The organism is Bacillus sp. FSL R5-0659 (assembly GCF_038008785.1).
GTDB classification, from domain to species: domain Bacteria; phylum Bacillota; class Bacilli; order Bacillales; family Bacillaceae; genus Bacillus; species Bacillus safensis.
In genome coordinates, this window is sequence record NZ_JBBOZU010000001.1 from 342,272 (window position 1) to 364,246 (window position 21,975).

Sequence of the window (21,975 nt, forward strand, 5' to 3'; positions counted from 1 at the left end):
GGTTATGAAAGTGCATTCAGAACTGAAGGGGAATGAATTGCAGCCCGCATATGTGAAACCAACGAAAGCCCGTTTTGGCATATTGATTCTGTTGTTTTTTATTACCGCTATTAATTATATTGATCGAGCCAGTGTGTCTATTGTTGCGCCTGCTATTCAATCTTCATTGCAATTAAATCCTGCTTTATTAGGTCTGATTTTTTCGGCATTTAGCTGGACATATACAGCGATGCAAATTCCAGGCGGTTTTATTCTCGATAAATTTGGCTCAAAGGTAACGTATGGGATATCACTCGTTACTTGGTCTATTTTTACAGGCTTACAGGCGTTTGCGAACAGCTTTGCCTTTTTATTCGGCTGCCGTTTGTTTATTGGAATTACAGAATCTCCCGCATTTCCTGCAAATAATCGTATTGTCACTACATGGTTTCCAAGGCGGGAACGGGCTTTTGCAACAGGAGTATACACAGCTGGAGAGTATGTGGGTCTTGCATTTGCGACACCTCTTCTTTTTTGGATCATGACGACTTTCGATTGGAGAACCGTCTTTATTACGGCAGGTGCGCTCGGTATCATATTTGCTTTCTTTTGGTACAAGTATTATCACGAACCGAAGAAGCATCCGAAGATAAATGAAGATGAGTTAGAATTAATCCGGCAAGGCGAAGGGCTGACCGTCGCATCACAGGAGAAGCTGCAATGGGCAGACTTTGCCGCCCTTCTGAAATATCGTAAATTGATCGGGCTCTATATTGGCCAATTCTCTGTTGCGTCTACACTTTTTTTCTTTTTAACGTGGTTTCCGACCTATTTGGCAGAGGCGAAAAACATGGCATTTCTCAAGGTAGGTTTTGCTGCTTCTCTTCCTTATATTGCTGCATTCTTTGGGGTCTTGTTTGGAGGTTATGTGTCTGATTGGCTGCTTAAAAAGGGTGTATCAGTGAATGTAGCGAGAAAGCTGCCGGTAGTGGTTGGCTTGCTGATGACGAGTACCATTGTTTTAGCAAACTTTACAACGAATATCCCGCTTGTGCTGACCATTTTATCCATCGCTTCATTTGCGCAAGGACTGTCTAATATCTCTTGGACGATGCTGTCCGAGGTGGCACCGAGGGAAATGGTTGGGCTTGCTGGCGGCGTATTTAACTTTTTTGCTAATTTAGCTGGGATCATCACTCCGCTGATTATCGGATTCATCGTGTCGGCGACAGGCTCTTACAACGGGGGAATTTTATTCGTCAGTTTAGTCGCATTAGGCGGGGCATTGTCGTACATTTTCATTGTAGGTAAAATTGAACGTATCCAATTAAAACCGTAGTGGGAAAGCAAAAGAGAACTCAAATCAAGACGAGTTCTCTTTTTTTATGAATAAAAAATAACGGTGATAACTGTTGCACATGCGATACCCATGCTGATATAAAAGCCAGCAAACCAAATATTCCACCGAGTGATACGGTAAGGGTTGACCTTCATCAAATCTGCCAATAAGGAGACAGAAACATTAAAAGGGCTAAACATAACAGTTGATGTGCCAGCAACGATCAGCATGATAGCAATGGGAAGAGCAGGCAGTTCATGAATGACAGGTGTCATCATGCTGACTAATAAAGCAAGCGAGACGAGCGGGTGAAAACCGCAAAGAGCGGTGATCAGAAAATACAACCCGATGACACAATAAACCCAAATGGCATGGTCTGCTATACTGACAATAAATGCTTGAATCGGCTGCATACTGTTTGTGGCAAGCAGCATATCGACAAAGAAGCCGGCACTTAAAAATAGACACATATAGTTGGAGAGCTGATTGGTTCTTTCTTTCCAATGAGGCACAGAGACCGCTATATATTGTTTTCTTTTTTTGATAACAGATGAGAATAATAGAGCAAATGGAATAATTGTCAGCACAACAGCAAATAGATAGCCTTTTCCAATCCATGCATCGACAAGTGAGACGGCTGTCATAAAACTAAGCAGCATGAAAGCGAGCTGAAGGGTTTTTCGCTTAATTCGATGAGGATTGGAGTTTGTTTGTGCTGACTGAATGATGTTTGGTAATCGTTTGCTTTGCCGAGAAAAAAGCATCCAATCTGCCGCCAGCACCACGATCATTAAACCAAAAGTAATGGGTGCAATTTGATAATATTTTAGTTTGGTTGCATCAATGGTGACGCTGACTAGCACTTCAACAGGACTCCAGCTTAAACATAATGCATATGACCTTAAGAGGTTGCGTGTATAAAGATGTTGCTGCACCTGTTTTTTTAGGGATTCCAGCGACGGTTTGAGTGATGTATATAGTAAGGGGATCGTCGCGATATTTAAAAACATGCCAAGAATATGAGTGACAAATGAACTCTTGCGATAGAGCTGGTTTGGACTCGTTGTATGCAGTGTGAGCAGTTTATTTAATTGTGTATCGAAATGTCCAACATGTATGAGAGAATGAATAAAAGGCAGCATGAAAAATAGAGAAAGCAAGCCTAGCATGGAATGAAAGTGAAGAACAAACGTATGCAATGGCTGGCCGGATAAGAAGAATAAGAACAAACCAATGATGAGAAACACAGCACCTGTTTTCAAATAAAGCCCACTGGCTTTCTTAAAAGAAATGGTGAGCGAGATAGCGGCCAGCAGACCAACAAAGTAGGAGAGTATGGGAGCAGGAAATAGTTGATGAACAATATATAAGCTAATCAGAAGTGTAAAAACGACCAGGTACATTCAAATATCTCCTCCATCAAACATCTTCAATTGATTTTATTCCGTCTAGTAGAATTTGTTTTCTTTTAGTGGAACATTTAAAATGGATTATAGCAAAATCGATCGTTTATGTCGATAAGAAATCAAAGAGGAAAAGGAGAAAGTGAACATGGCTGATAAGAAGTCAAAAGAAGAATCAGGACTGCGTACGGTTCAGCGCGCTTTGGATATTCTTTCTTGTTTTAGTGAAGAACGTCAAGAGCTGACGCTAACGGATATTTCAAAAGAGATGAATTTAGCAATGTCTACGACAACGAGACTGCTCAAGGCACTTGAAATGAATCATTTTGTGGAAAAGAATCAAGAAACAATGAAATACCGATTGGGTCAAAGGCTTTATCTCCTCGGGTACATTGCAGGGAAGTCCATTCAATTGAGAGAACTGGCTAAACCACTCATGTACGCACTTCGTGATGAAACAAAGGAAACCGTCAACCTGTATGTACTCGATTCAACAAGCAGGGTTTGTATTGAACAAGCGGAAGGGCTGCAATCGATTCGGCATCTTGTCAAGATTGGTGAGAAGCTGCCATTATACGCAGGTGCAGGCGGAAAGGTATTATTGGCATTTCAAAGTGAAGAATTTCAACAAAAAGTATTTGCGGCTGAGGCTGATCATGTGATGGGAGACGACTGGAAAAAGGAACGTAAACATATTCTTGACACGTATACTTCTTGCAGTATCGATGAACGAGAGGTAGGATCTGCGGCAGTAGCGGCACCAATCTTTAATATTCATGGGGAAGTGAAAGCTTGTTTATCCATATCTGGTCCAACCCATCGGTTTACTGAAGAAGTCATTCCCCAGCTGCAGCAAAAAGTGAAAGAACAAGCACAGAGGCTCTCTGAACAGCTCGGCTACGTCGTTAAACACAATTTTTAAGATGGTCTATCTTTTCGCGCTCCATTTATCATATAATAGAAACATTATGTAGCATTCCTTGTCGTAGGGAGGACGTGTCACGACCATGAAAATCAATAGAGAAATTCCTGTAAGACAGCGGAATATTGTCCTCATTGGCTTTATGGGTGTTGGAAAAACAACCATTGGGCAGCTGGTTGCCAAAAAGCTATATAGAGATTTTATTGATGTCGATCAGGAGATTGAGAAAAAGTACAACATGACGATTCCAGAGATGTTTCAGCAAAAAGGAGAAGCATTCTTCAGGCAGGCTGAAAAGGATTATATCGTCGATTTATGTGAACATACACAGCTCAAGATCGTTTCCCTTGGAGGCGGTGCATTCAAACAGGAAGAAATCAAACGCGCCTGCTTGAAGCATTGTACCGTTCTTTTCCTAGACCTGTCTTGGGAGAATTGGAAGCAGCGGCTGGATATTTTAATCGAAAATCGCCCTGTTCTTCACAACCGGACGCTTGATGAGATGAAAGAGCTGTTTGAAGAACGCCGGGAAATTTATTCTCTTCATAACTCCAGAGTGGAAACAGATCATTTAGAGGCTGAGGAAGTCGCCAATTATATTGTGGACACACTCAAGCTTGGCTGGGATTTATATTCGAAATAAAAAAAGTCTACCGTTTAGGGTAGACTTTTTTCTATCAGTTTAATGCTTGATTCCTTGAAGCAATGCAGCTTTTAAACAGAAAGAAATGGGCTGATGCTGTTCATCGAATTGAAGCTGAAACAGCTGCTTTGTGTCAGGGTCTGCGGTTTGAAGGTGGGAAACGATTTCCTTTTGAACGTTCTCTGGTGTGCGTCCACGTATAATCCAGTCCTGATAATCAATGTGCAGATCCCAGTAACGAATCTCGTTTTGAGTCAATTGGTTGGCTGCGAAAAGCTCTTTCCATTCTGATAACGAGCTTTCCCGCACATGAGAAGGGTCTCTCAGTCTATTTAAGTGATTAATAAATGAATCCTGTGCAGTGTTTTCAGGTGCATAATGATCGACGAGCAGAAATTGGCCGCCTTTTTTTAAGACTCGGCTGATTTCAGACATGGCTGCCGGAAGGTCTGGAAAATGGTGAGCGGCAAATCGGCACGTCACTAAATCAAATGATTCATTAGAGAAGGGCAATGCTTCTGCGGCTGCCTGCTCAAAAGTAATGTGGGTCAGTTGGCGTTCTTCCGCAAGTGAAGCAGCAACCTCGATCATTTTTTGTGTGACATCTATGCCGATCCCTTTAGAGATAACGTCTGAAAAGGAAAAAACGGTATGTCCTGCCGCACAGCCAATATCAAGTAAATGCTCATCTCCCTTCGCATTTGCTGTTGTTTTCATCCATTCCAGCTCTTCTCCAGCAGCAAATATAGGTGAATCTCGATAGTTCTCGGCATTTTGTGAGAATTGGTTCTCTGCTTTAGCATATGGATTCATTTCTTTTCCCCCTTTGTGGTCTCTTTATCGTAGAATTCCTTCTGTTATTTGTCTAAGACATAAAAGATATGGCATGAATAGTTAAAACCTATGAGGTGATGAAAGTGGATATACGAATGATGGAATATGTCATAGAAGTGTACCGGCAGCAAAGTTTTACAAAAGCAGCGGGTCAACTTCACATTGCACAGCCTTCTCTAAGCCAGCAAATAAAGAAGCTGGAAGAGGAATTAGACACACCACTATTTATTCGAAAATATGGACAAGTAACGCCCACACCTCAAGGGAGACGATTCATTAAAAGGGCTGAGAATATTTTGAAGGAAAGAGATGATTTGCTGCGTGAAATGGGAGAAGCAGCTTATGAAATCGGGAAAGAGCTGAACATTGGAGCGCCAGCAGTGACAGGGGGATATGTCTTGCCTGGTTTATTAAAAACCTTTTGTCAAACGTATCCTCATGTTCACGTTCAACTGATAGAAGAGTCTCCGCGTGAGCTCGAAAAACTTCTATTGGCTGGAAAGCTGGATTTGGCTATTTTATCGATGCCTGTCGAGCACGAATCATTGAAAACGAAACAAATGCTGACAGAGCCGCTCCTTCTTGCAGTTCCGCAAGCTGCTCAGCCCTGGTTATCAGAGGCATTGAACGAGATCATTGAGCAGGCAGGGCAAAAAGAGACCGGTCACGAAATCGTTCCCTTTCGGCTTCTTGAAGGTATCCCATTTATTTTGTTGAAAGAGGGATACGGTTTTCGGCAAGTGGTCACTGAACTGTGCTGTCATCATGGTTTTCAGCCAAAAGTGGCTTTTGAAACAAGTCATATTCAAACAGCACAGGCATTGGTCAAAAACGAACTAGGGGTGACCGTTGTGCCGAAAATGATGGCACAAGAGGATAGGAACCAAGTCACTTATTTAAACATTGATTCATGCCCAACCCGCACACTTGTGTTTGCATATGTGGAAGAAAGGTATTTAACGAAATCCGCTCAAGCCTTCATGGACCTATATCAGAATCAAGAAAAGACTTAAACAAACGTTTAATTAAACGCAAAAAGCAGGGGAGCACCCTGCTTTTTAATATAAGTCCAGACGCTGATCCGTCATAACTGGAATTTGCTGCCTGACTTCATCCACTAGCTGAAGATCAATTTCCGCATAATAAATGTCTTCGTCATCGCGTGTTTCAAGCAGTATGCGGCCGAGTGGGTCAATCACCATGGAGTGTCCAGGGAATCCTGTGTCTCTGCTTGTGCCTGTTCTGTTTACAGCAATCATAAATGACTGGTTTTCAATCGCTCTTGCGATGAGCAGGCTGCGCCAATGGTCCACTCTTGCTGATGGCCATTGCGCCGTATTGACGAGCACCTTCGCCCCTTTGTTCACAAGTGTTCTAGAAAGCTGCGGGAAGCGGAGGTCATAGCAGATCATCGCGCCAATTTTCACATCTTCACTATAGTCAAATAAACCAAGCTGATCACCAGCGGTTAAATAGTTGTGCTCATCCATTAGACGGAACAAGTGAATTTTATCATAATCTAACAGAAGCTCACCTTGGCGGTTAAAGACATACATCGTGTTGGTGATGTTTTCATCTTCTGTTCGCTTATTTAAGACACTGCCTGCGATGAGATGTACTTGGTGCTTGCGGGCAAAGGAAGAGAAAAGTTGTTTTGTGCGTTCACCGTTTACATCCGCAAGTTGATCGGCTTGTTCAAGGGCGTAGCCGGTATTCCACATTTCGGGTAAAATGATCAGGTCCGGCTGCTCGCGGACCGCTTCTTCTAAAAACGCTTCTGCTTTTTTAAAATTCACTTCAGGTTCTCCAATTTGTACGTCCATTTGGACAAGGGCGATTTTCATAGGGATTCCTCCTTTTTTCGCTATATGTCATGTGAAAATTCATGAACGATCGATCATCTTCATGAATATATTGTAAAGGATGATTCTGTCTGAGAACATCTAGTCTTTATGGTCAGTTTCTTTATCATAAAGGTTTCCATCATCTTTGCCAATAGAAATGTCAGAAGGTTTTGTTAAATGACTTTCTCAATCAAGAAATGAGTGGTATGATATATATAACTAATAAAACAAAGGGGAATAGTAGGATATGCAATTGTTCGATTTATCATTAGAAGATCTAAAAAAATATAAACCAAAGAAAACAGCACGTCCTGATTTCTCAGACTTTTGGAAGGCATCGCTTGAAGAACTGCGTCAAGTGAAGGCAGATCCAGCGCTTGAACCTTATGACTATCCAGTGAAAGGGGTCAAGGTGTACCGCCTGACGTATCAAAGCTTTGGGCATTCTCGAATTGAAGGCTGGTACGCGGTACCAGATCAATCAGGTCCGCATCCAGCGCTCGTTCGTTTTCATGGCTATAATGCCAGCTATGATGGCGGCATTCACGACATTGTCAACTGGGCGCTGCATGGCTATGCGACATTTGGTATGCTCGTCCGCGGTCAAGGCGGCAGTGAAGATACGTCAGTGACACCAGGCGGTCACGCTTTGGGATGGATGACAAAAGGTATTTTATCCAAGGAGACTTACTATTATCGCGGCGTTTATTTAGATGCCGTCCGTGCACTCGAAGTGGTTCAATCCTTCCCCGAAGTAGATGAACACCGAATCGGCGTGATTGGTGGAAGCCAAGGAGGTGCATTAGCGGTAGCCGCCGCAGCCCTTTCAGACATTCCGAAGGTCGTAGCAGCAGATTACCCTTATTTATCGAACTTCGAGCGTGCAGTGGACGTTGCATTGGAGCAGCCTTATTTAGAAATCAATTCATACTTTCGAAGAAACAGTGATCCAGAAGTGGAGGAAAAGGCATTTGAGACATTAAGCTATTTTGATTTAATCAATTTAGCTGGATGGGTGAAACACCCAACATTGATGGCGATCGGGCTGATTGACAAAATAACCCCGCCATCTACTGTGTTTGCGGCATACAACCATTTAGAAGCAGATAAAGACCTGAAGATATATCGCTATTTTGGACACGAATTTATCCCGGCGTTTCAAACAGAGAAGCTCGCCTTCTTACAAAAGCATTTGCTCAAATAAAAGAACAAAGAGGCCGCTCTAGGAGGGCCTCTTTTTTAATAACTCGTATTCTGCCTCGTTTTTTCATCAGGCACTAACGCTGTGATAATGAGGGCAAGAGCTGTGATGATATGCAGGATGAATCCGAGTATCGGAATCCAGGCGAGGCAGGATGTGATAATCCCAATGATGCTGCCAATCATTGGTCCTTGGTCTCGCTTCGATAAGACGAGTGTGATAATATGCAGAATAAGCATGACCATGAGCGGTGAATAGCCATTGCTAATAATAAATAGTCCTCCGATGACAGGGATGGCAAGACAGGCTTCAAAAATCCCGGTGATCCATTTCATGATGCGAGATATAGACATGAGATCCAACTCCTTTTTCATATATGTCTTATTCGTATTTTACCAAATCGTGATGAAGTCATGCAGATTTCTATAGAAAGAGTTGATGGTTGATGAGAGAGAGAATCAAGGAAGAGCTGAAAATCATCGAAGAAACGTATGACGTCAAGATTTGCCTCGCGGTCGAATCAGGCAGCAGAGCATGGGGATTCCCTTCGACTGATAGTGACTACGATGTTCGTTTTTTATATGTGCCTCGAAAAGAATGGTATTGGGCGATGGAAGAGCATCGTGATGTCATTGAACGGCCGATTGATGACATGCTTGATATCAGCGGCTGGGAGCTTAGAAAGGCACTTCGCTTATTCAATAAATCGAATCCGTCCATCATGGAATGGCTGTCTTCTGACATCATCTATGCTGAATCCTTCTCTCTAGCAAAGCAGCTAAGAGAATTAAAGGATCAAGCGTTTTATCCTGCAGCATTGATGTATCATTACCTCAATATGGCGAAGCGGAATGAAAGCAGGCATTTACGAGGAGAGCAGGTGCGAATCAAGAAGTATTTCTATGTGCTTCGTCCGCTACTTGCCTGTCAGTGGATTGAACGCTACCGGACGGTTCCGCCGATGGATTTTCATGAATTGTTGCAAGAGCTTGTGGAGGATGGACCGCTTTTAGCGGAAATCCATGAGCTGCTCAAACGTAAAATGGACGGCGAAGAAATGGATGTAGAGAACCGCCTCGCTTATGTCCATCCATTTATCGACAAAGAGCTCGCGCGATTTGATGAATTGGTGAAAAGCTACAATCAGCCGAAAGACAACCTGATGCAAGAATTAAATGAGCTGCTGCAGTCTACCCTTGATGAGGTGTGGGCGTAAGCAGGGAAGAGCCAGCCGGATCGCGGCAGGCTCTTTTTTATCTGTTATTGTGATAAAACCACAAAAAAAGTCAGAATTTTTGTCATCTTCAAATATTGTAGCGGACAGCTTATGAGCCTTACAATAAAGACATAGCTTACAAAGAGTGGGAGGTGCCCTTTATGGAGTCGGTCACAAGAAATTTCTTCTTGTTTTTGTCAAAGAGCAGTCTCTTGAACCATATTGCTCGTAATTGGGGAAGTGCTGTTGCATCTAAGAAAATCATTGGAGGGAAGGACTTTGAGAGTGCCATCCCTGTCATCAAACGATTAAATGACCAAGGAATGGCTGTGACAGTTGATCACCTTGGTGAGTTTGTCACAAAGGCAGAGATTGCAAATGAACGGACGACTGAGTGTATTCAAACCATTCAGCGGATTGCAGAGGCGGGACTCAATTCTCACGTGTCACTCAAAATGACATCACTTGGCCTGGATATTGACGATGACCTTGTGTATCGCAATATGAAAAGAATTTTAGATACGGCAGAGAAGCACCGTATCATGGTGACAATCGATATGGAGGATGAACAGCGCTGTCAAAAAACGCTGGACATTTTTAAAGAGATGAAATCTCAATATGAGTATGTCAGTACGGTCTTGCAGGCGTATTTGTACAGAACAGAAAAGGATCTTGATGACCTAAATAAGCTGCAGCCATTTTTAAGACTTGTAAAGGGTGCCTATAAGGAATCCGCCGAAGTGGCGTATCCAAACAAAAAAGACGTCGATCAGAATTATCAAAAGCTGATCGAAAAGCAATTGCTCTCAGGGAACTATACAGCCATTGCGACACATGACGATCGAATGATTGAGTTCACGAAAAATATTGTGAAAAAACACAATATACAGACAAGTCAGTTCGAATTTCAAATGCTGTACGGCATGAGATCAGAAACGCAGCAAGCACTTGTGAAAGAAGGCTATCAAATGAGGGTCTATACTCCGTATGGACGAGAGTGGTATGGCTACTACATGAGACGTCTTGCAGAACGGCCGGCAAACATTGCCTTTGCTTTAAAAGGAATGACGAAAAAATAATTTGAAACGGGAGCGTGACAAAAATGACAACACCTTACAAGCATGAACCATTCACGGATTTTAGCCAGGAAGAAAACCGCAAAGCGTTTGAACAAGCATTAGCTAAAGTAACAGAATCACTTGGTCAAACCTATCCGCTCGTGATAAATGGAGAAAGAATTGAAACGAAAGACAAGATCGTTTCAATCAATCCAGCGAAAAAGGATGAAGTGGTTGGAACCGTCTCAAAGGCCGGGAAGGAAGAGGCAGAACAAGCGGTTCAAGCAGCAGCGAAAGCATTTGAAACATGGCGCTATACGTCTCCTGAAGAAAGAGCAGGCGTATTATTCCGTGCTGCGGCAAGCATTCGCCGTAAAAAGCATGAGTATTCAGCCCTTCTTGTAAAAGAAGCAGGTAAGCCTTGGAATGAAGCGGATGCAGATACAGCAGAAGCGATTGACTTCCTAGAGTATTACGCTCGTCAAATGCTGGAGCTGGCGAAAGGCAAACCAGTGAACAGCCGCGAAGGGGAACGCAATCAATATGTGTACACACCAACTGGCGTGACGCTCGTCATTCCGCCGTGGAACTTCTTATTTGCCATCATGGCAGGAACAACAGTAGCGCCAATCGTCACTGGAAATACAGTTGTTTTAAAACCAGCAAGTGCGACGCCTGTCATTGCAGCCCGTTTTGTGGAAGAGCTTGAGCAAGCCGGTCTTCCAAAGGGTGTTGTCAACTTTGTACCAGGAAGCGGAGCAGAAGTTGGGGATTACTTAGTAGATCATCCGAAAACAAGTCTGATTACATTCACTGGATCAAGAGAAGTAGGGACTCGTATCTTTGAACGCGCGGCAAAAGTGCAACCGGGCCAGCAGCATTTAAAACGTGTCATTGCTGAAATGGGCGGTAAGGATACAGTAGTTGTTGATGCGGATGCAGATGTTGAATTAGCGGCTAATGCCATTTTCACATCAGCCTTCGGGTTTTCAGGTCAAAAATGTTCAGCTGGATCGCGGGCAGTCGTCCATGAGAAGCTGTATGACCAAGTGGTTGAGCGAGTGAAGGAAATCACAGAAACGAAAACAACAGCCAATCCGCTTTCTGCGGATGTTTACATGGGACCTGTCATTGATCAAGCGTCCTTTGACAAGATCACGGATTATATCGAGGTTGGCAAACAGGAAGGCCGCTTAATCACTGGCGGAACGAGTGATGATTCGGAAGGATACTTTATCCACCCGACCATTTTTGCAGATCTTGAGCCGACTTCTCGTTTAATGCAAGAAGAAATCTTTGGACCAGTGTTGGCTTTCTCGAAAGTCTCAAGCTTTGATGAAGCACTTGAGGTAGCCAATAACACAGAATACGGTTTAACAGGTGCTGTCATTACGAATAATCGTGATCACATCAACCGTGCGAAGCAGGAGTTCCATGTGGGGAACCTTTACTTTAACCGTAACTGCACAGGTGCCATCGTTGGTTACCACCCATTCGGCGGCTTCAAAATGTCAGGAACGGATTCAAAAGCAGGCGGTCCAGATTACCTAGCTCTGCACATGCAGGCAAAAACGATTAGTGAAATGTTTTAATATGGAAAAAGCATGAACCTGAACTGATGGGTTCATGCTTTTTTTGACTGTCTGCGACTTGTTTCTATACAAATCTGACTGGAAAGAAGTATGATAAATGTATCACTTAATCAGGGAGCAATCGGGATGGAAGAGATATTAGAAAAGCTTCATACATTTTTTGATGTCGATAAATTAATTGCATTTATTAGCGGATATTTAAAGAAGCCAGTCATTTTAGAAAGCACAGAGTGTCAGCTCCTTGCTTATAATTCTTACAGCATTCAGCAGTTTGACCCAGTCAATCAGCAAACGATTTTCTCAAAGGAATGCCCGGGATCTGTGGTCGATTGGTTAAAGAAAACAGGGGTAATCGAGCGACTTTTCGCGGAATCAAAGCCTTTTTATGTGAGCGGTCATGACGAGCTTGGATTTAATCGGCGGGTGGCTGTGAGCGCCAAGCATAAACAAGAGGTAGTAGGCTTTATTTGGGTGCAGGACATTGAGGATTCCCTCACTCAGGAAGAGCTGCAATTTTTACACGAGGCTTCCTTTCAGGTTGGAAAAGTGATTTATAAGAATAAGAAACAGCTTGAGAAAAAGGAAGGCAAGATTGAAGAGTTTTTCAAAAAGGTCATGGATGATCATTTTTATACAGAAGAAGAGCTGAAATGGGAGGCTGAGAACTTAAGCATTCCACTGCCAGCCGTATTTACCGTTATGGTCGTGCACGCTGCCGATAACAAAAGTGAGACGGCAGAAGATGTGAAGGATGTCATTCGAACGTATTTGCAGCTAGAGGATAAAGTGAATCACGTCTATTCGGTTCAAGCAGATATCGTGGTTATATTAGGCAGCCTGTCAGATCGGCACTCACCGAAAGCGACTGCCGCTGATGTCATCGCACATCTGCAATCGAAAACGCATGCACATCCCTCCCCTTTGTATATCGGAATGGGAAGAGAGTATCGTGATGTCATGAAAATGAGTACAAGTCGATTTGAAGCGATAGAAGTCGTCAAGGCAGTGAAAATTGTTGGAGGACAAGACCTGATTCCATATGATTATGAGAATTTAGGGGTCTTCCGGTTTTTAGACTCCATTTACAGCCATCAAAAAAAGAAAAACGACTTCAATCCAGATTTGTTACGTTTGAAGGAAAAAGACCGCGAAAGTCAAACTTCGTTTTTAAAAACGCTTGAAGTCTACTTATTGAATAACTGCAAGTTAAAGCCAGCAGCGGAGCAGTTGTTTATTCATCAAAATACATTAAACTATCGAATGAAACAAATTTTTGACATGACGTCGATCGACTTAAGTCATTTTAGCCAGCGATGTGAGTTATTTATTGAATTGATGCTGATGAAAAAAGATCAATAATATATGATGGAATCCGCAGGTGCACGGATCACCTGCGGATTTTCATGTGAAATGCGAAAATGGCATACAACTGATGTATTTCGTTGTATGATAGATAAAGATTTTATGAGAAAAATGAAAGGGGGGCCACCTTTGGGTTCAGTCACCTTAGCCATTTTGATTTTCATCATGACCCTCGTCCTTGTCATTTGGCAGCCAGGACGTGTCACCATAGGATGGTCAGCATGTGGGGGTGCCATTCTTGCGCTTGCCTTTGGCGTCGTTCATCTAGGCGATGTATGGGAAGTTACGCAAATTGTATGGAACGCCACCTTTGCTTTTATTGGTATTATTATCATTTCGTTAATTTTAGATGAGATCGGTTTTTTTGAGTGGGCTGCACTGCATATGGCAAAAGCTGCAAGAGGCAACGGTGTCCGCATGTTTATTTATTTAACATTGCTCGGCGCTGTTGTGGCTGCTTTTTTTGCAAACGATGGAGCGGCACTGATTTTGACCCCAATCGTCTTATCTGTCGTGAGAGCGTTGAAGCTGGATGAGCGCATGGTGCTACCTTTTGTGATGGCAAGCGGCTTTATTGCAGATACAACCTCCTTGCCATTTGTCATTAGTAACCTGGTCAATATCGTATCAGCCGACTATTTTCATATTGGTTTTCTAGAATATACAGCGAATATGTTCGTGCCAAACCTTGTGTCGCTTGGAGCGAGCATGCTGGTTCTGTATGTGTTTTACCGAAAACTTATCCCAAAAACCTACGATCTGTCACAGGCGAAAGAGCCGGCATCAGCTATTCGAGATATCCGTATGTTCCGTTTGTCTTGGTATGTGCTCGGCTGTCTTCTTGTTGGTTATTTTGCGGGCGAGCTGATCGGTGTTCCAGTGTCTATTATTGTAGGCGGGATTGCCCTTGCTTTCTTGTGGCTGGCGAGAAGAAGTCCGCAAGTGGCGACAAAGCGAGTGATCAAAGAAGCGCCGTGGTCCATTGTGTTTTTCTCGATCGGTATGTATGTCGTCGTATATGGATTGAAAAATGTTGGCCTTACTGAAATATTGGCGGCATGGATCGAGCAAGGGGCATCACATGGCTTGCTTGCAGGAACGATGTTTATGGGTGTACTTGCCGCAGTGCTGTCCTCTGTGATGAACAATCTGCCGACTGTTTTAATTGATGCGATTGCCATTGGACATACAGATACAGCAGGTGTCATGAGAGACGGGCTGATTTATGCCAATGTTATCGGCTCCAACCTTGGACCGAAAATGACCCCAATCGGCTCATTGGCGACATTGCTGTGGCTTCATGTCTTAAAGAAAAAAGGCGTTCATATCTCTTGGGGGGCTTACATGAAAGCCGGAATCATCCTGACCATCCCAACCTTGATCCTCACTTTACTCGGATTATATGTGTGGTTATGGCTTATTCATTAATTATCGTGTAGAACAAACCCTCGCATTCGCCCGCAGGTCTGCGCTCCGGTGCTTAGGGCTGCAAAGGTTTTCTATCATGCTGAAAAGAGCAGATCCATGAGATCCGCTCTTTTTTTGCTACAGATATTTCGCATAGCGTTTTTCTAAAAAGTCCTGAAGCAATGAGACGACACTGCAAATGCCCCAGTAAATGAGTGCGACCAAAATATACATGGTCATATAATCAAATTCTCGTCCGCCTACAATTTTTGCTTGCTGGAAGAGCTCTGGTACAGTAATCATCGCTGCCAGTGAGGAAGCTTTGATTAAATCAAGCATGACATTGGTCAATGGCGGCAAGGCGATGCGGACGGATTGAGGCAAAATGACACCGCGCATCGTTTGCCAATAGCTGAGACCTAATGATTTAGCGGCTTCCACCTGTCCACTTGGAACAGAGGAGAGGGCCGCCCGATTAATTTCTGCAATATAGGCAGCACTATTGAAGCTGAACCCAATAATGGCGGCAGTGACTGCTGTAAACTCAATGCCGATATAAGGGAACCCAAAATAAAGAATAAACAAAATCACCAGAATGGGCACGCCTCGCATGAATGAGATATACAGCCGTGCAGGCAGCTTAAGAACCCATGAATTCGCCATCCTGGCAAGAGCGATAAAAAAACCAAGAATGGTACCAAAAAACATGCTCACAAAGGAAATGAGCAGCGTCAGCCAGATGCCTTTCATGACAAACGGAAATGACGCCTTTGCCAGTGCAGGATTAAATATATATTCTAAATGAATATCTCCCACGATTGCGGCTCCTTATTTGGAAATGTCGACATCTTCGACATCAGCATCAATTTTCTTTGAGACGTCTGCATGATTAAAGAATTTCTCAGAAATCTTTTTCATTGTTCCGTCTTTTTTCATGTCGCTTAATACACGATTCAATTCTTTTTGAAGCTCTTTGTTGTCCTTCTTCATGACAAATCCTTGTTCATTCGGCATGTATTTCAAGTCAGGGTGAATCGTAATATTTAATTTAGGAAATGCAGCAAGAGCCAGTGTCTGCAAGTAATAATCATTTAAAATGACATCTGTTCGGCCGTTTGCAACATCCTTTAAGTATTGCTCGTTTGTCGCATTATCATAAATGACTTCCTTTGCACCGTACTTACGAGCGACATCCATGTAAATCGTCGTGGCAGCACCTGCTGCTTTCTTTCCTTTTAAATCTTTTAAAGTTTTAATGCCAGATAAATCATCTTTCCGTACGATAGCCGTTCCGTAGGAATATTTATAAGGGGTTGAAAAGGCAAACTTGTCTTTTCTATCATCTGTGATGTCGATATCATTTGCAGCGGCATCCACTTGACCAGAATTAATGGCGCTCAGCATCCCGTCATAACCCATTTCTTTAAATTCTACTTTCACATCAAGACGTTTAAACGCTTCTTTGACAACTTCTACTTCATAGCCAGTTAATCGATCCTTGCCATTAGAAGTATCATGATAAGAAGTTGGATAAAGGGTGCCTGAAGTTGCAACCACGATTTTTCCTTTCTTTTTAATCTCATCCCACTTTGTGTCTCCAGATTGAGATGAGCCTGATTGACTGCAAGCAGACATGATAAGGATGCAAGCAGATACAACAAGCATGATCCATATAGATTTTTTATGATAAAAACGACTCATTTAAGAATCCTCCTCTATTTTTTATACAAAACAAAACATAGCACGCTTTTTCTGATAGGACAACGTTTTCAGAAGAAAAGTGAAAAAGTAAGAATATTATAAGCAATTTGCGTGTTGAAATAATGTATAAAAAAGGAAAGTAAGCGCAAAATAAAGGCGAATAAAGGAGGGAACAACAATGATGAAAAAAATAAGCGGTTTGATCATCTTGTCGATGATGCTGTTATTTGGTTTTCAGATAGAAACGGCTCATGGAGAAACACCTCAAATGGAAAAGCGCCCGGTGACACATCAAGTGAAATTAACAGCAGAACAACAAAAACAAATTGAAATCCTTGAGCAGCAAATTCTTTCTAAACGAAAAGCAGTCATTGAGAAATATGTACAGTATGGCGTGTTAACAAAGGAACAAGGCACACACATCACGAAACGAATGGATGAGCATTACAATCATTTGAAAAAGAACGGATTTGTTCCATTGCTGAAAAAACCACAGCACCATCGCCCATAATAATGATAAAACCGGCAGCGAGGTGCCGGTTTCTTATTGTGATCAGAAGGTGAGACTTTCCCCATCTTGAGGGACAAAAATGGCTTGATCTGCATGATGCTCTTGAATGTAAGCTTCCAAAGCAGCTCTTGTTAACAAGCAATGATTCACAGCTTCAAGATGACAGGCGACAATTTGAGCTTTTGGCTGAGAACGGTGAATGTCTAAAATTTCTTCCTTAGTCATGGTAATCGGATCGCCTTCTAAAAATTGAGCAGCTCCGCTATTGACCACAATGACGTCTGGCTTGCATGTATTCACAACCTCTTTCGGTTCATCACACCAAATGGTATCACCTGCAATATAAAGGGTAGGTTCATCAGGGTGAGAGAAAACAAAACCGCTCACCTGCCCCATTCGCTTCGCCGTTTCTCCCGTCCCATGCTGTCCACCTGTACGTTTAATATGAACGCCGCAAATGTCCATTTCATCTTCAATGCATGTGACATGCTGAAATCCAGCTTCTTCAACTTCTTTTCGATCCTTCTCCGATTGAGTATAAATTGGCCCATCTTGAGCTAATTTCCTTTTGGCCTCGTCGTCAAAGTGGTCCACATGTAAATGAGAGAGTAAGACAGCATCTGGGTGTAACAGACTGTCTAAATCTATATTTACAGGAAGCTCCACAATAGGGTTGTTCAAATGTTGATTGGCTGTATGAGGGAACGGTGGATATGTTCCTTTTTCTGCCAAAAAGGGATCGATTAAAAAAGTTGAATGACCATAGTGAAGGTATAAAGTAGCATTGCGAATGAGTGTAATTTTCATAAAAAGGCCTCCTTTTTTTCTGATTAAGTTTACAGTATATTAAAAGAGTTCTATGTGACAGAGGATCATGAAAGTCTTTTATCGAAAGGGCTTGATTTTTGAAAGAGGTGAGCCAATGCTAGACCAAACAGATATGAATATTTTAAAAGAACTATCAAAGAATAGCCGATTAACGATGAAAGCTCTAGGTGAAAAAGTTCATTTAACCGGCCAAGCTGTTGCAAATCGGGTGTTAAAGCTAGAAGAAGAAGGCGTGATCGAAGCATATACCATTTCAATTGATTGGCAGACGCAAAAGACGATTCAAACATTTTTGCAGCTCTATACCCGGAGTCATCATCATGAACCACTTCTGTCGTTTCTTTATGAAAAGGAAGAAATCAAGAATTTGTTCAAAATAAGTGGTGAGGGCTGTTATATGGCTGAAGGACATTTCTCGAGTCATGATGAGCTTGATCAGTTTTTAACGGAGCTGACAAATTACGCAAATTACAAACTGTCTATTGCGGTTAAACGTCTCATTCATCAATAATCGAAGAGACGCAGGAGGAAAAGGAACGATGCAAAAATTAATCGAAAATCAAGCTGAACCGATGACAAAGGAAACAATCAAAGCAGACTTGGAACAACTTGGTGTGAAAAAGGGCATGATTTTATGTGTTCACTCATCTTTATCATCCATCGGCTGGGTAAACGGAGGCGCTGTAGCCGTCATACAAGCATTGATGGAAACCTTAACAGAAGAGGGGACACTCATTATGCCGGCACAAACGTTAGAGCTTTCTGATCCTGCCGATTGGATTGATCCGCCTGTTCCTTATTCATGGTGGAAATCGATCAAAGAAACAATGCCTGCATTTGATCCAGCTTACACGACGCCAACAGCAATGGGAAAGGTAGCGGAAACATTTTGGAAATACCCAGGCGTGGCGAGAAGCAACCATCCCCATTTTTCATTCACAGCCTGGGGGAAAAGAAAACATGAAATTCTGAAACACCATGCACTTTCCTTTGGATTAGGAGAGCATTCGCCTCTTGGTCGCATGTATGATCTTCATGCTCAAGTGCTGCTGCTTGGTACAACATTTGAAAGCATGACAGCTTTTCATCTAGCTGAATACCGAATCCCCCAGCAGGACCTCATGACAAGAGGAGCCCCTATTTTAGAAAATGGGTGGAGAGTATGGAAAGAGTACCAAGATATCATCACAAGAGAAGAACTATTTGAACAGATTGGCCGTGATTTTCTGCAATCAGGAGGCCTCCATCAGCACAATCAAATCGGACTTGCCAGTTCATATTTATTGCCAGTGAGAGAATCGGTAGACTATGCGGAAAAGTGGCTTGATTTATACGATCAGTCGTAATCTACACTGTTTGGAAATTTACATAATAAACATCTTGATCAGGCTGCTGTGAGGTATAGCAGGTAAGCTGATAGTCTCCTTTTGGAATGGGGAAAGACAGTACATGAGCCATGACGCTTGTGATATAAACTTGATCCCTTGTATGCGTAAAGGGCACTGTTATAGCTCTATCAATAGAGACTTGGGGCTCATCGCTATTTAATGTCACAATAATAGACGCCTTTCCATTATTGATTCCTTCAAAGGAAACTCCTTGATCTCCAGTTGCGAATCCTTGAAGAATGTCCTCATCTGTCCAATCAATGATAGGTGGTGTTTCGCTTCCGGTGTATACCGTGATTTGGTGGTAGGAGATAGATAGAGAATAGGTTTGATTTAAGAGATTCATATAAAAAACTCCTTTATTCATGGATTTTCGTTGAAACGTAAATGGTTGAAAGAGTCATTCTTGAGGAGAAAGTTAGGCAGCAAGACGATTGCAGCCGTCTTGCGCTATTTGTTGTGGGATCTAGATGTGAAATTGCGAGACCATTGCTTTTAAATCTCCTGCTAAATGGGCAAGTGCTTCTGATGAAGCTGTTACTTCTTCCATTGCAGCAAATTGTTCTTCTGTTAAACCTGCTACTTGCTGTGAATGTTCACTCGTTCGTTTAACGCCTTCTGTAATAGACGCAAAAGACTGTTTCGCATCGTTAGTATAAGCTGCGATTTTTTGTGATGCACTCGATAAATGCTTAATGCCATCTGCCATTTCTCTCATGGACTGCTGGATATCATGAAAAGATTCTTCTGTATGAGAGATAAGGACAGCCCCTTGAGCTGCTTCTTCTCTTACTTGTTTGATGGCATTCGTCGAATGAGTCATCTCTTTTTGTATTTCAGAAATGAGATGGGAAATCATGTTTGATGATGCTTGAGATTCTTCAGCGAGCTTTCTCACTTCGTCTGCGACAACAGCAAACCCTTTTCCATGCTCACCTGCCCGTGCTGCTTCAATTGCTGCATTAAGAGCTAGCAGGTTTGTCTGGCTGGCGATATCTGTAATGACTTTGGAAATATGATCAATTTCAGTTGAACGTGTTTCCAATGCTTGAATTGCTGTACCGTTTTCTTCAATTGATTTTGCAATAGATGTCATTTGTGAATGAACTTCACCGATATTGTGTACACCTTTTTGGGCAATTTCTTGTGCGAAGTGACTTCTTGAAGCCATTTGTCCGGCATTTTCAGTGATGTTTGCCAGCTCGTTTGATACTTGAATCATCTTGTGCTCACTAGCTGTCATTTGAGCGGACTGTTCTTCTGAAGATTGTGCCACTTCTTGGATCGTGTGGGTGATTTTTTCTGATGCTGCACTCGTTTCTTCTGCGCTAGCTGACAGCTGTTCAGAGGATGTGGCCACTAATTCAGACGTGTTCATGACATTTAGAATGGTTTGATTTAGTTTTTCACGCATCTTATTGAAATGTCCAGCCAGATCAGACAATTCATCTCCGGCAGTATCCGTCACATTGATGGTTAAATGACCTTCGCCTGCACTCTTAATGGCAGAAGCCAAATGCTTGAGACGTACCTGAATCCGCTTAGTGAAAATAGAAATAATGATGACTGAAACGATCAGACTTAACAAAAGGACGATGACAAATTGTATATAGAATGACTGAAGCATTTGTGAAATCATGCTTTGATTAGCGCCAGTATAAAAAATACCAATTGTTTCGCCTGCTTCATTTTTGATTGGCATATAAGCCGTTTGATAGTCTTTCCCAGCAACATTTGCTGTCCCGTAATAATTTTCTCCTTTGTCTAAAACAGTGGTCTTCACTTCAGGAGAGACTTCAGTACCTACAGCTCGTTTCCCGTTTAACATGACATTCGTAGCAACACGGGTATTTCCTTGAAAAATCGTGATGGTATCACCGGTATATTCGGCTAATTGGTCAACCAATGTGTCATGATCATTGATTTGCGTATTTCCTTTGAATAGCTTGTCTTCTTTAATCTGCCACGAGCCTGACACTTTTTCATTTAGGTAGGCGTAGCCTAGTTTTAAGTCACCTTTTGCTTTTTCAGTTGCCATTTGCTTAATATTTTCTGTCATTTCGCGATTCACAACATAACCAACAACCGCAGAAAAGATGATGAGGACACTTAAAAAGATCAGCAAAATTTTGGCGCCTAGCCTCAGTTTTCCCTTTTTCTTCATGATTTTTGACTCCTTTAGGTATAAGGTAGGATATCCCTCCTTAAGGATTATCGGCATGAAAAAAGTGTTTAAAATACCTGCAAGCAGTCATGTGAAAGTTTTTTTAATATAGAAAAGGGAAAGGCGGCTAATCGATGATAAATTGAATTCTTGTGCCGTCAGGATCATCCGATAATTGATGACTAACCCACGAGCCTGCGCCTCTATTATCAGAAGGGCGTACATATTTGACAGAAGCTCCACTGCCTCCTTCTTTGCACATCGCCATTGGCCATTCGTCCCGATCATACCCGCGCTTTGTTGGAATGCCATGTAGTGATCGATCTCTCTGCTCATCACTATGTTTACGGTCAATTGTACAAATGGACGAATGACCTTCATCAATGGCTTCTTCTATGTGCTTGGCTGTTTCTGGATAGCGGTCTGATGGAAAATGAATGGTTTTGTCATAAGATGAATTCGCTGTCTCTTGTTTCCCTTGCTCTAGCTGGATATAGCCTGTTGCTACACCAATGACAATCAATAAAAGCAAGAGAATCATTTTAAGAAGTTTCATAGATGCTGGCTCTCTTTCTTGTTTGCG

General features: G+C 42.4%; 23 protein-coding genes. 13 read left to right on the top strand and 10 right to left on the bottom strand.

The features are described from left to right. The first annotated feature begins 4 nt into the window (after positions 1-4). On the top strand, positions 5-1,318 hold the full coding sequence (locus NSQ72_RS01835; protein ID WP_341083158.1) for an MFS transporter: 1,314 nt from the start codon (positions 5-7) through the stop codon (positions 1,316-1,318). A 44-nt stretch (positions 1,319-1,362) separates the two neighbouring features. On the opposite strand, the gene NSQ72_RS01840 is transcribed toward NSQ72_RS01835, so the two are convergent. Next, positions 1,363-2,721 carry a hypothetical protein gene (locus NSQ72_RS01840; protein ID WP_059374385.1) on the bottom strand — a complete coding sequence of 453 codons (1,359 nt, stop codon included), beginning with the start codon at positions 2,719-2,721 and terminating at the stop codon, positions 1,363-1,365. Between the two features lie 148 nt (positions 2,722-2,869). On the opposite strand from NSQ72_RS01840, the gene NSQ72_RS01845 reads away from it, so the two are divergent. Further along, positions 2,870-3,643: an IclR family transcriptional regulator gene (locus NSQ72_RS01845; RefSeq protein ID WP_039176354.1), complete on the top strand. Its 774-nt coding sequence runs from the start codon at positions 2,870-2,872 to the stop codon at positions 3,641-3,643. A gap of 85 nt (positions 3,644-3,728) precedes the next feature. Then, positions 3,729-4,286: a shikimate kinase gene (locus NSQ72_RS01850; protein ID WP_003214270.1), complete on the top strand. Its 558-nt coding sequence runs from the start codon at positions 3,729-3,731 to the stop codon at positions 4,284-4,286. 39 nt (positions 4,287-4,325) lie between these two features. On the opposite strand, the gene NSQ72_RS01855 is transcribed toward NSQ72_RS01850, so the two are convergent. Then, positions 4,326-5,099, bottom strand: a complete 774-nt coding sequence (locus NSQ72_RS01855; protein WP_341083161.1) for a class I SAM-dependent methyltransferase — start codon at positions 5,097-5,099, stop codon at positions 4,326-4,328. A 116-nt stretch (positions 5,100-5,215) separates the two neighbouring features. Here NSQ72_RS01855 and NSQ72_RS01860 point away from each other — a divergent pair, with 116 nt between their 5' ends. Further along, positions 5,216-6,133, top strand: coding sequence for a LysR family transcriptional regulator (locus tag NSQ72_RS01860; RefSeq protein ID WP_341085003.1), 918 nt, complete (start codon positions 5,216-5,218; stop codon positions 6,131-6,133). 45 nt (positions 6,134-6,178) lie between these two features. Here the strand turns inward: NSQ72_RS01860 and NSQ72_RS01865 are convergent, their stop codons facing one another. Further along, positions 6,179-6,964, bottom strand: a complete 786-nt coding sequence (locus NSQ72_RS01865) for a carbon-nitrogen family hydrolase (protein WP_341083163.1) — start codon at positions 6,962-6,964, stop codon at positions 6,179-6,181. A 247-nt stretch (positions 6,965-7,211) separates the two neighbouring features. On the opposite strand from NSQ72_RS01865, the gene NSQ72_RS01870 reads away from it, so the two are divergent. Next, on the top strand, positions 7,212-8,168 hold the full coding sequence (locus tag NSQ72_RS01870) for an acetylxylan esterase (protein ID WP_341083165.1): 957 nt from the start codon (positions 7,212-7,214) through the stop codon (positions 8,166-8,168). A 35-nt stretch (positions 8,169-8,203) separates the two neighbouring features. On the opposite strand, the gene NSQ72_RS01875 is transcribed toward NSQ72_RS01870, so the two are convergent. Further along, complete coding sequence (locus tag NSQ72_RS01875; RefSeq protein ID WP_024424319.1) at positions 8,204-8,518, bottom strand: hypothetical protein; 315 nt, start codon at positions 8,516-8,518, stop codon at positions 8,204-8,206. 92 nt (positions 8,519-8,610) lie between these two features. Here NSQ72_RS01875 and NSQ72_RS01880 point away from each other — a divergent pair, with 92 nt between their 5' ends. The 5 genes from NSQ72_RS01880 to NSQ72_RS01900 all read left to right on the top strand — a co-directional run bounded on the left by NSQ72_RS01880 (position 8,611) and on the right by NSQ72_RS01900 (position 14,821). Further along, positions 8,611-9,381 carry a nucleotidyltransferase domain-containing protein gene (locus tag NSQ72_RS01880; protein WP_144491712.1) on the top strand — a complete coding sequence of 257 codons (771 nt, stop codon included), beginning with the start codon at positions 8,611-8,613 and terminating at the stop codon, positions 9,379-9,381. A 161-nt stretch (positions 9,382-9,542) separates the two neighbouring features. Further along, on the top strand, positions 9,543-10,460 hold the full coding sequence (locus NSQ72_RS01885; RefSeq protein ID WP_058837292.1) for a proline dehydrogenase family protein: 918 nt from the start codon (positions 9,543-9,545) through the stop codon (positions 10,458-10,460). 23 nt (positions 10,461-10,483) lie between these two features. Beyond that, positions 10,484-12,031 carry an L-glutamate gamma-semialdehyde dehydrogenase gene (pruA, locus tag NSQ72_RS01890; RefSeq protein ID WP_064498643.1) on the top strand — a complete coding sequence of 516 codons (1,548 nt, stop codon included), beginning with the start codon at positions 10,484-10,486 and terminating at the stop codon, positions 12,029-12,031. Positions 12,032-12,157: 126 nt separating this feature from the next. After that, on the top strand, positions 12,158-13,390 hold the full coding sequence (locus NSQ72_RS01895; protein WP_039176388.1) for a PucR family transcriptional regulator: 1,233 nt from the start codon (positions 12,158-12,160) through the stop codon (positions 13,388-13,390). 132 nt (positions 13,391-13,522) lie between these two features. Continuing rightward, a complete protein-coding gene (locus NSQ72_RS01900; protein WP_039176390.1) occupies positions 13,523-14,821 on the top strand; it encodes an arsenic transporter in 1,299 nt (432 codons plus the stop codon). Between the two features lie 117 nt (positions 14,822-14,938). Here the strand turns inward: NSQ72_RS01900 and NSQ72_RS01905 are convergent, their stop codons facing one another. Together NSQ72_RS01905 and NSQ72_RS01910 are read right to left on the bottom strand one after the other, a co-directional pair. Then, positions 14,939-15,616 (bottom strand): amino acid ABC transporter permease, encoded by a 678-nt coding sequence (locus NSQ72_RS01905; protein WP_064498644.1) that lies wholly within the window; start codon positions 15,614-15,616, stop codon positions 14,939-14,941. 12 nt (positions 15,617-15,628) lie between these two features. Next, positions 15,629-16,501 (bottom strand): transporter substrate-binding domain-containing protein, encoded by an 873-nt coding sequence (locus NSQ72_RS01910; protein WP_039176396.1) that lies wholly within the window; start codon positions 16,499-16,501, stop codon positions 15,629-15,631. 181 nt (positions 16,502-16,682) lie between these two features. On the opposite strand from NSQ72_RS01910, the gene NSQ72_RS01915 reads away from it, so the two are divergent. Further along, on the top strand, positions 16,683-17,012 hold the full coding sequence (locus tag NSQ72_RS01915; protein WP_039182972.1) for a YckD family protein: 330 nt from the start codon (positions 16,683-16,685) through the stop codon (positions 17,010-17,012). Between the two features lie 42 nt (positions 17,013-17,054). Here the strand turns inward: NSQ72_RS01915 and NSQ72_RS01920 are convergent, their stop codons facing one another. Beyond that, positions 17,055-17,819, bottom strand: a complete 765-nt coding sequence (locus NSQ72_RS01920) for an MBL fold metallo-hydrolase (RefSeq protein WP_341083168.1) — start codon at positions 17,817-17,819, stop codon at positions 17,055-17,057. A 115-nt stretch (positions 17,820-17,934) separates the two neighbouring features. On the opposite strand from NSQ72_RS01920, the gene NSQ72_RS01925 reads away from it, so the two are divergent. Continuing rightward, the gene (locus tag NSQ72_RS01925) at positions 17,935-18,351 is read left to right on the top strand and encodes an Lrp/AsnC family transcriptional regulator (protein ID WP_039176401.1); all 417 of its coding nucleotides are present in this window, start codon (positions 17,935-17,937) and stop codon (positions 18,349-18,351) included. 28 nt (positions 18,352-18,379) lie between these two features. Further along, a complete protein-coding gene (locus tag NSQ72_RS01930; RefSeq protein WP_064498645.1) occupies positions 18,380-19,186 on the top strand; it encodes an aminoglycoside N(3)-acetyltransferase in 807 nt (268 codons plus the stop codon). 1 nt (position 19,187) lies between these two features. Here the strand turns inward: NSQ72_RS01930 and NSQ72_RS01935 are convergent, their stop codons facing one another. The 3 genes from NSQ72_RS01935 to NSQ72_RS01945 form a co-directional block, all read right to left on the bottom strand. After that, positions 19,188-19,574 (bottom strand): competence protein ComJ, encoded by a 387-nt coding sequence (locus tag NSQ72_RS01935; protein ID WP_064498646.1) that lies wholly within the window; start codon positions 19,572-19,574, stop codon positions 19,188-19,190. Positions 19,575-19,694: 120 nt separating this feature from the next. Beyond that, positions 19,695-21,392, bottom strand: coding sequence for a methyl-accepting chemotaxis protein (locus NSQ72_RS01940; protein ID WP_064498647.1), 1,698 nt, complete (start codon positions 21,390-21,392; stop codon positions 19,695-19,697). A 127-nt stretch (positions 21,393-21,519) separates the two neighbouring features. Then, the gene (locus NSQ72_RS01945; protein WP_039176411.1) at positions 21,520-21,948 is read right to left on the bottom strand and encodes a NucA/NucB deoxyribonuclease domain-containing protein; all 429 of its coding nucleotides are present in this window, start codon (positions 21,946-21,948) and stop codon (positions 21,520-21,522) included. Positions 21,949-21,975: the final 27 nt, after the last annotated feature.

Coding starts and splice junctions, on each gene's coding strand:
- NSQ72_RS01835 (WP_341083158.1), top strand. CDS start 5: ATGAAAGTGCATTCAGAACTGAAGGGGAATGAATTGCAGCCCGCATAT.
- NSQ72_RS01840 (WP_059374385.1), bottom strand. CDS start 2,721: ATGTACCTGGTCGTTTTTACACTTCTGATTAGCTTATATATTGTTCAT.
- NSQ72_RS01845 (WP_039176354.1), top strand. CDS start 2,870: ATGGCTGATAAGAAGTCAAAAGAAGAATCAGGACTGCGTACGGTTCAG.
- NSQ72_RS01850 (WP_003214270.1), top strand. CDS start 3,729: ATGAAAATCAATAGAGAAATTCCTGTAAGACAGCGGAATATTGTCCTC.
- NSQ72_RS01855 (WP_341083161.1), bottom strand. CDS start 5,099: ATGAATCCATATGCTAAAGCAGAGAACCAATTCTCACAAAATGCCGAG.
- NSQ72_RS01860 (WP_341085003.1), top strand. CDS start 5,216: ATGATGGAATATGTCATAGAAGTGTACCGGCAGCAAAGTTTTACAAAA.
- NSQ72_RS01865 (WP_341083163.1), bottom strand. CDS start 6,964: ATGAAAATCGCCCTTGTCCAAATGGACGTACAAATTGGAGAACCTGAA.
- NSQ72_RS01870 (WP_341083165.1), top strand. CDS start 7,212: ATGCAATTGTTCGATTTATCATTAGAAGATCTAAAAAAATATAAACCA.
- NSQ72_RS01875 (WP_024424319.1), bottom strand. CDS start 8,518: ATGTCTATATCTCGCATCATGAAATGGATCACCGGGATTTTTGAAGCC.
- NSQ72_RS01880 (WP_144491712.1), top strand. CDS start 8,611: ATGAGAGAGAGAATCAAGGAAGAGCTGAAAATCATCGAAGAAACGTAT.
- NSQ72_RS01885 (WP_058837292.1), top strand. CDS start 9,543: ATGGAGTCGGTCACAAGAAATTTCTTCTTGTTTTTGTCAAAGAGCAGT.
- pruA (WP_064498643.1), top strand. CDS start 10,484: ATGACAACACCTTACAAGCATGAACCATTCACGGATTTTAGCCAGGAA.
- NSQ72_RS01895 (WP_039176388.1), top strand. CDS start 12,158: ATGGAAGAGATATTAGAAAAGCTTCATACATTTTTTGATGTCGATAAA.
- NSQ72_RS01910 (WP_039176396.1), bottom strand. CDS start 16,501: ATGAGTCGTTTTTATCATAAAAAATCTATATGGATCATGCTTGTTGTA.
- NSQ72_RS01915 (WP_039182972.1), top strand. CDS start 16,683: ATGAAAAAAATAAGCGGTTTGATCATCTTGTCGATGATGCTGTTATTT.
- NSQ72_RS01920 (WP_341083168.1), bottom strand. CDS start 17,819: ATGAAAATTACACTCATTCGCAATGCTACTTTATACCTTCACTATGGT.
- NSQ72_RS01925 (WP_039176401.1), top strand. CDS start 17,935: ATGCTAGACCAAACAGATATGAATATTTTAAAAGAACTATCAAAGAAT.
- NSQ72_RS01930 (WP_064498645.1), top strand. CDS start 18,380: ATGCAAAAATTAATCGAAAATCAAGCTGAACCGATGACAAAGGAAACA.
- NSQ72_RS01935 (WP_064498646.1), bottom strand. CDS start 19,574: ATGAATCTCTTAAATCAAACCTATTCTCTATCTATCTCCTACCACCAA.
- NSQ72_RS01940 (WP_064498647.1), bottom strand. CDS start 21,392: ATGAAGAAAAAGGGAAAACTGAGGCTAGGCGCCAAAATTTTGCTGATC.
- NSQ72_RS01945 (WP_039176411.1), bottom strand. CDS start 21,948: ATGAAACTTCTTAAAATGATTCTCTTGCTTTTATTGATTGTCATTGGT.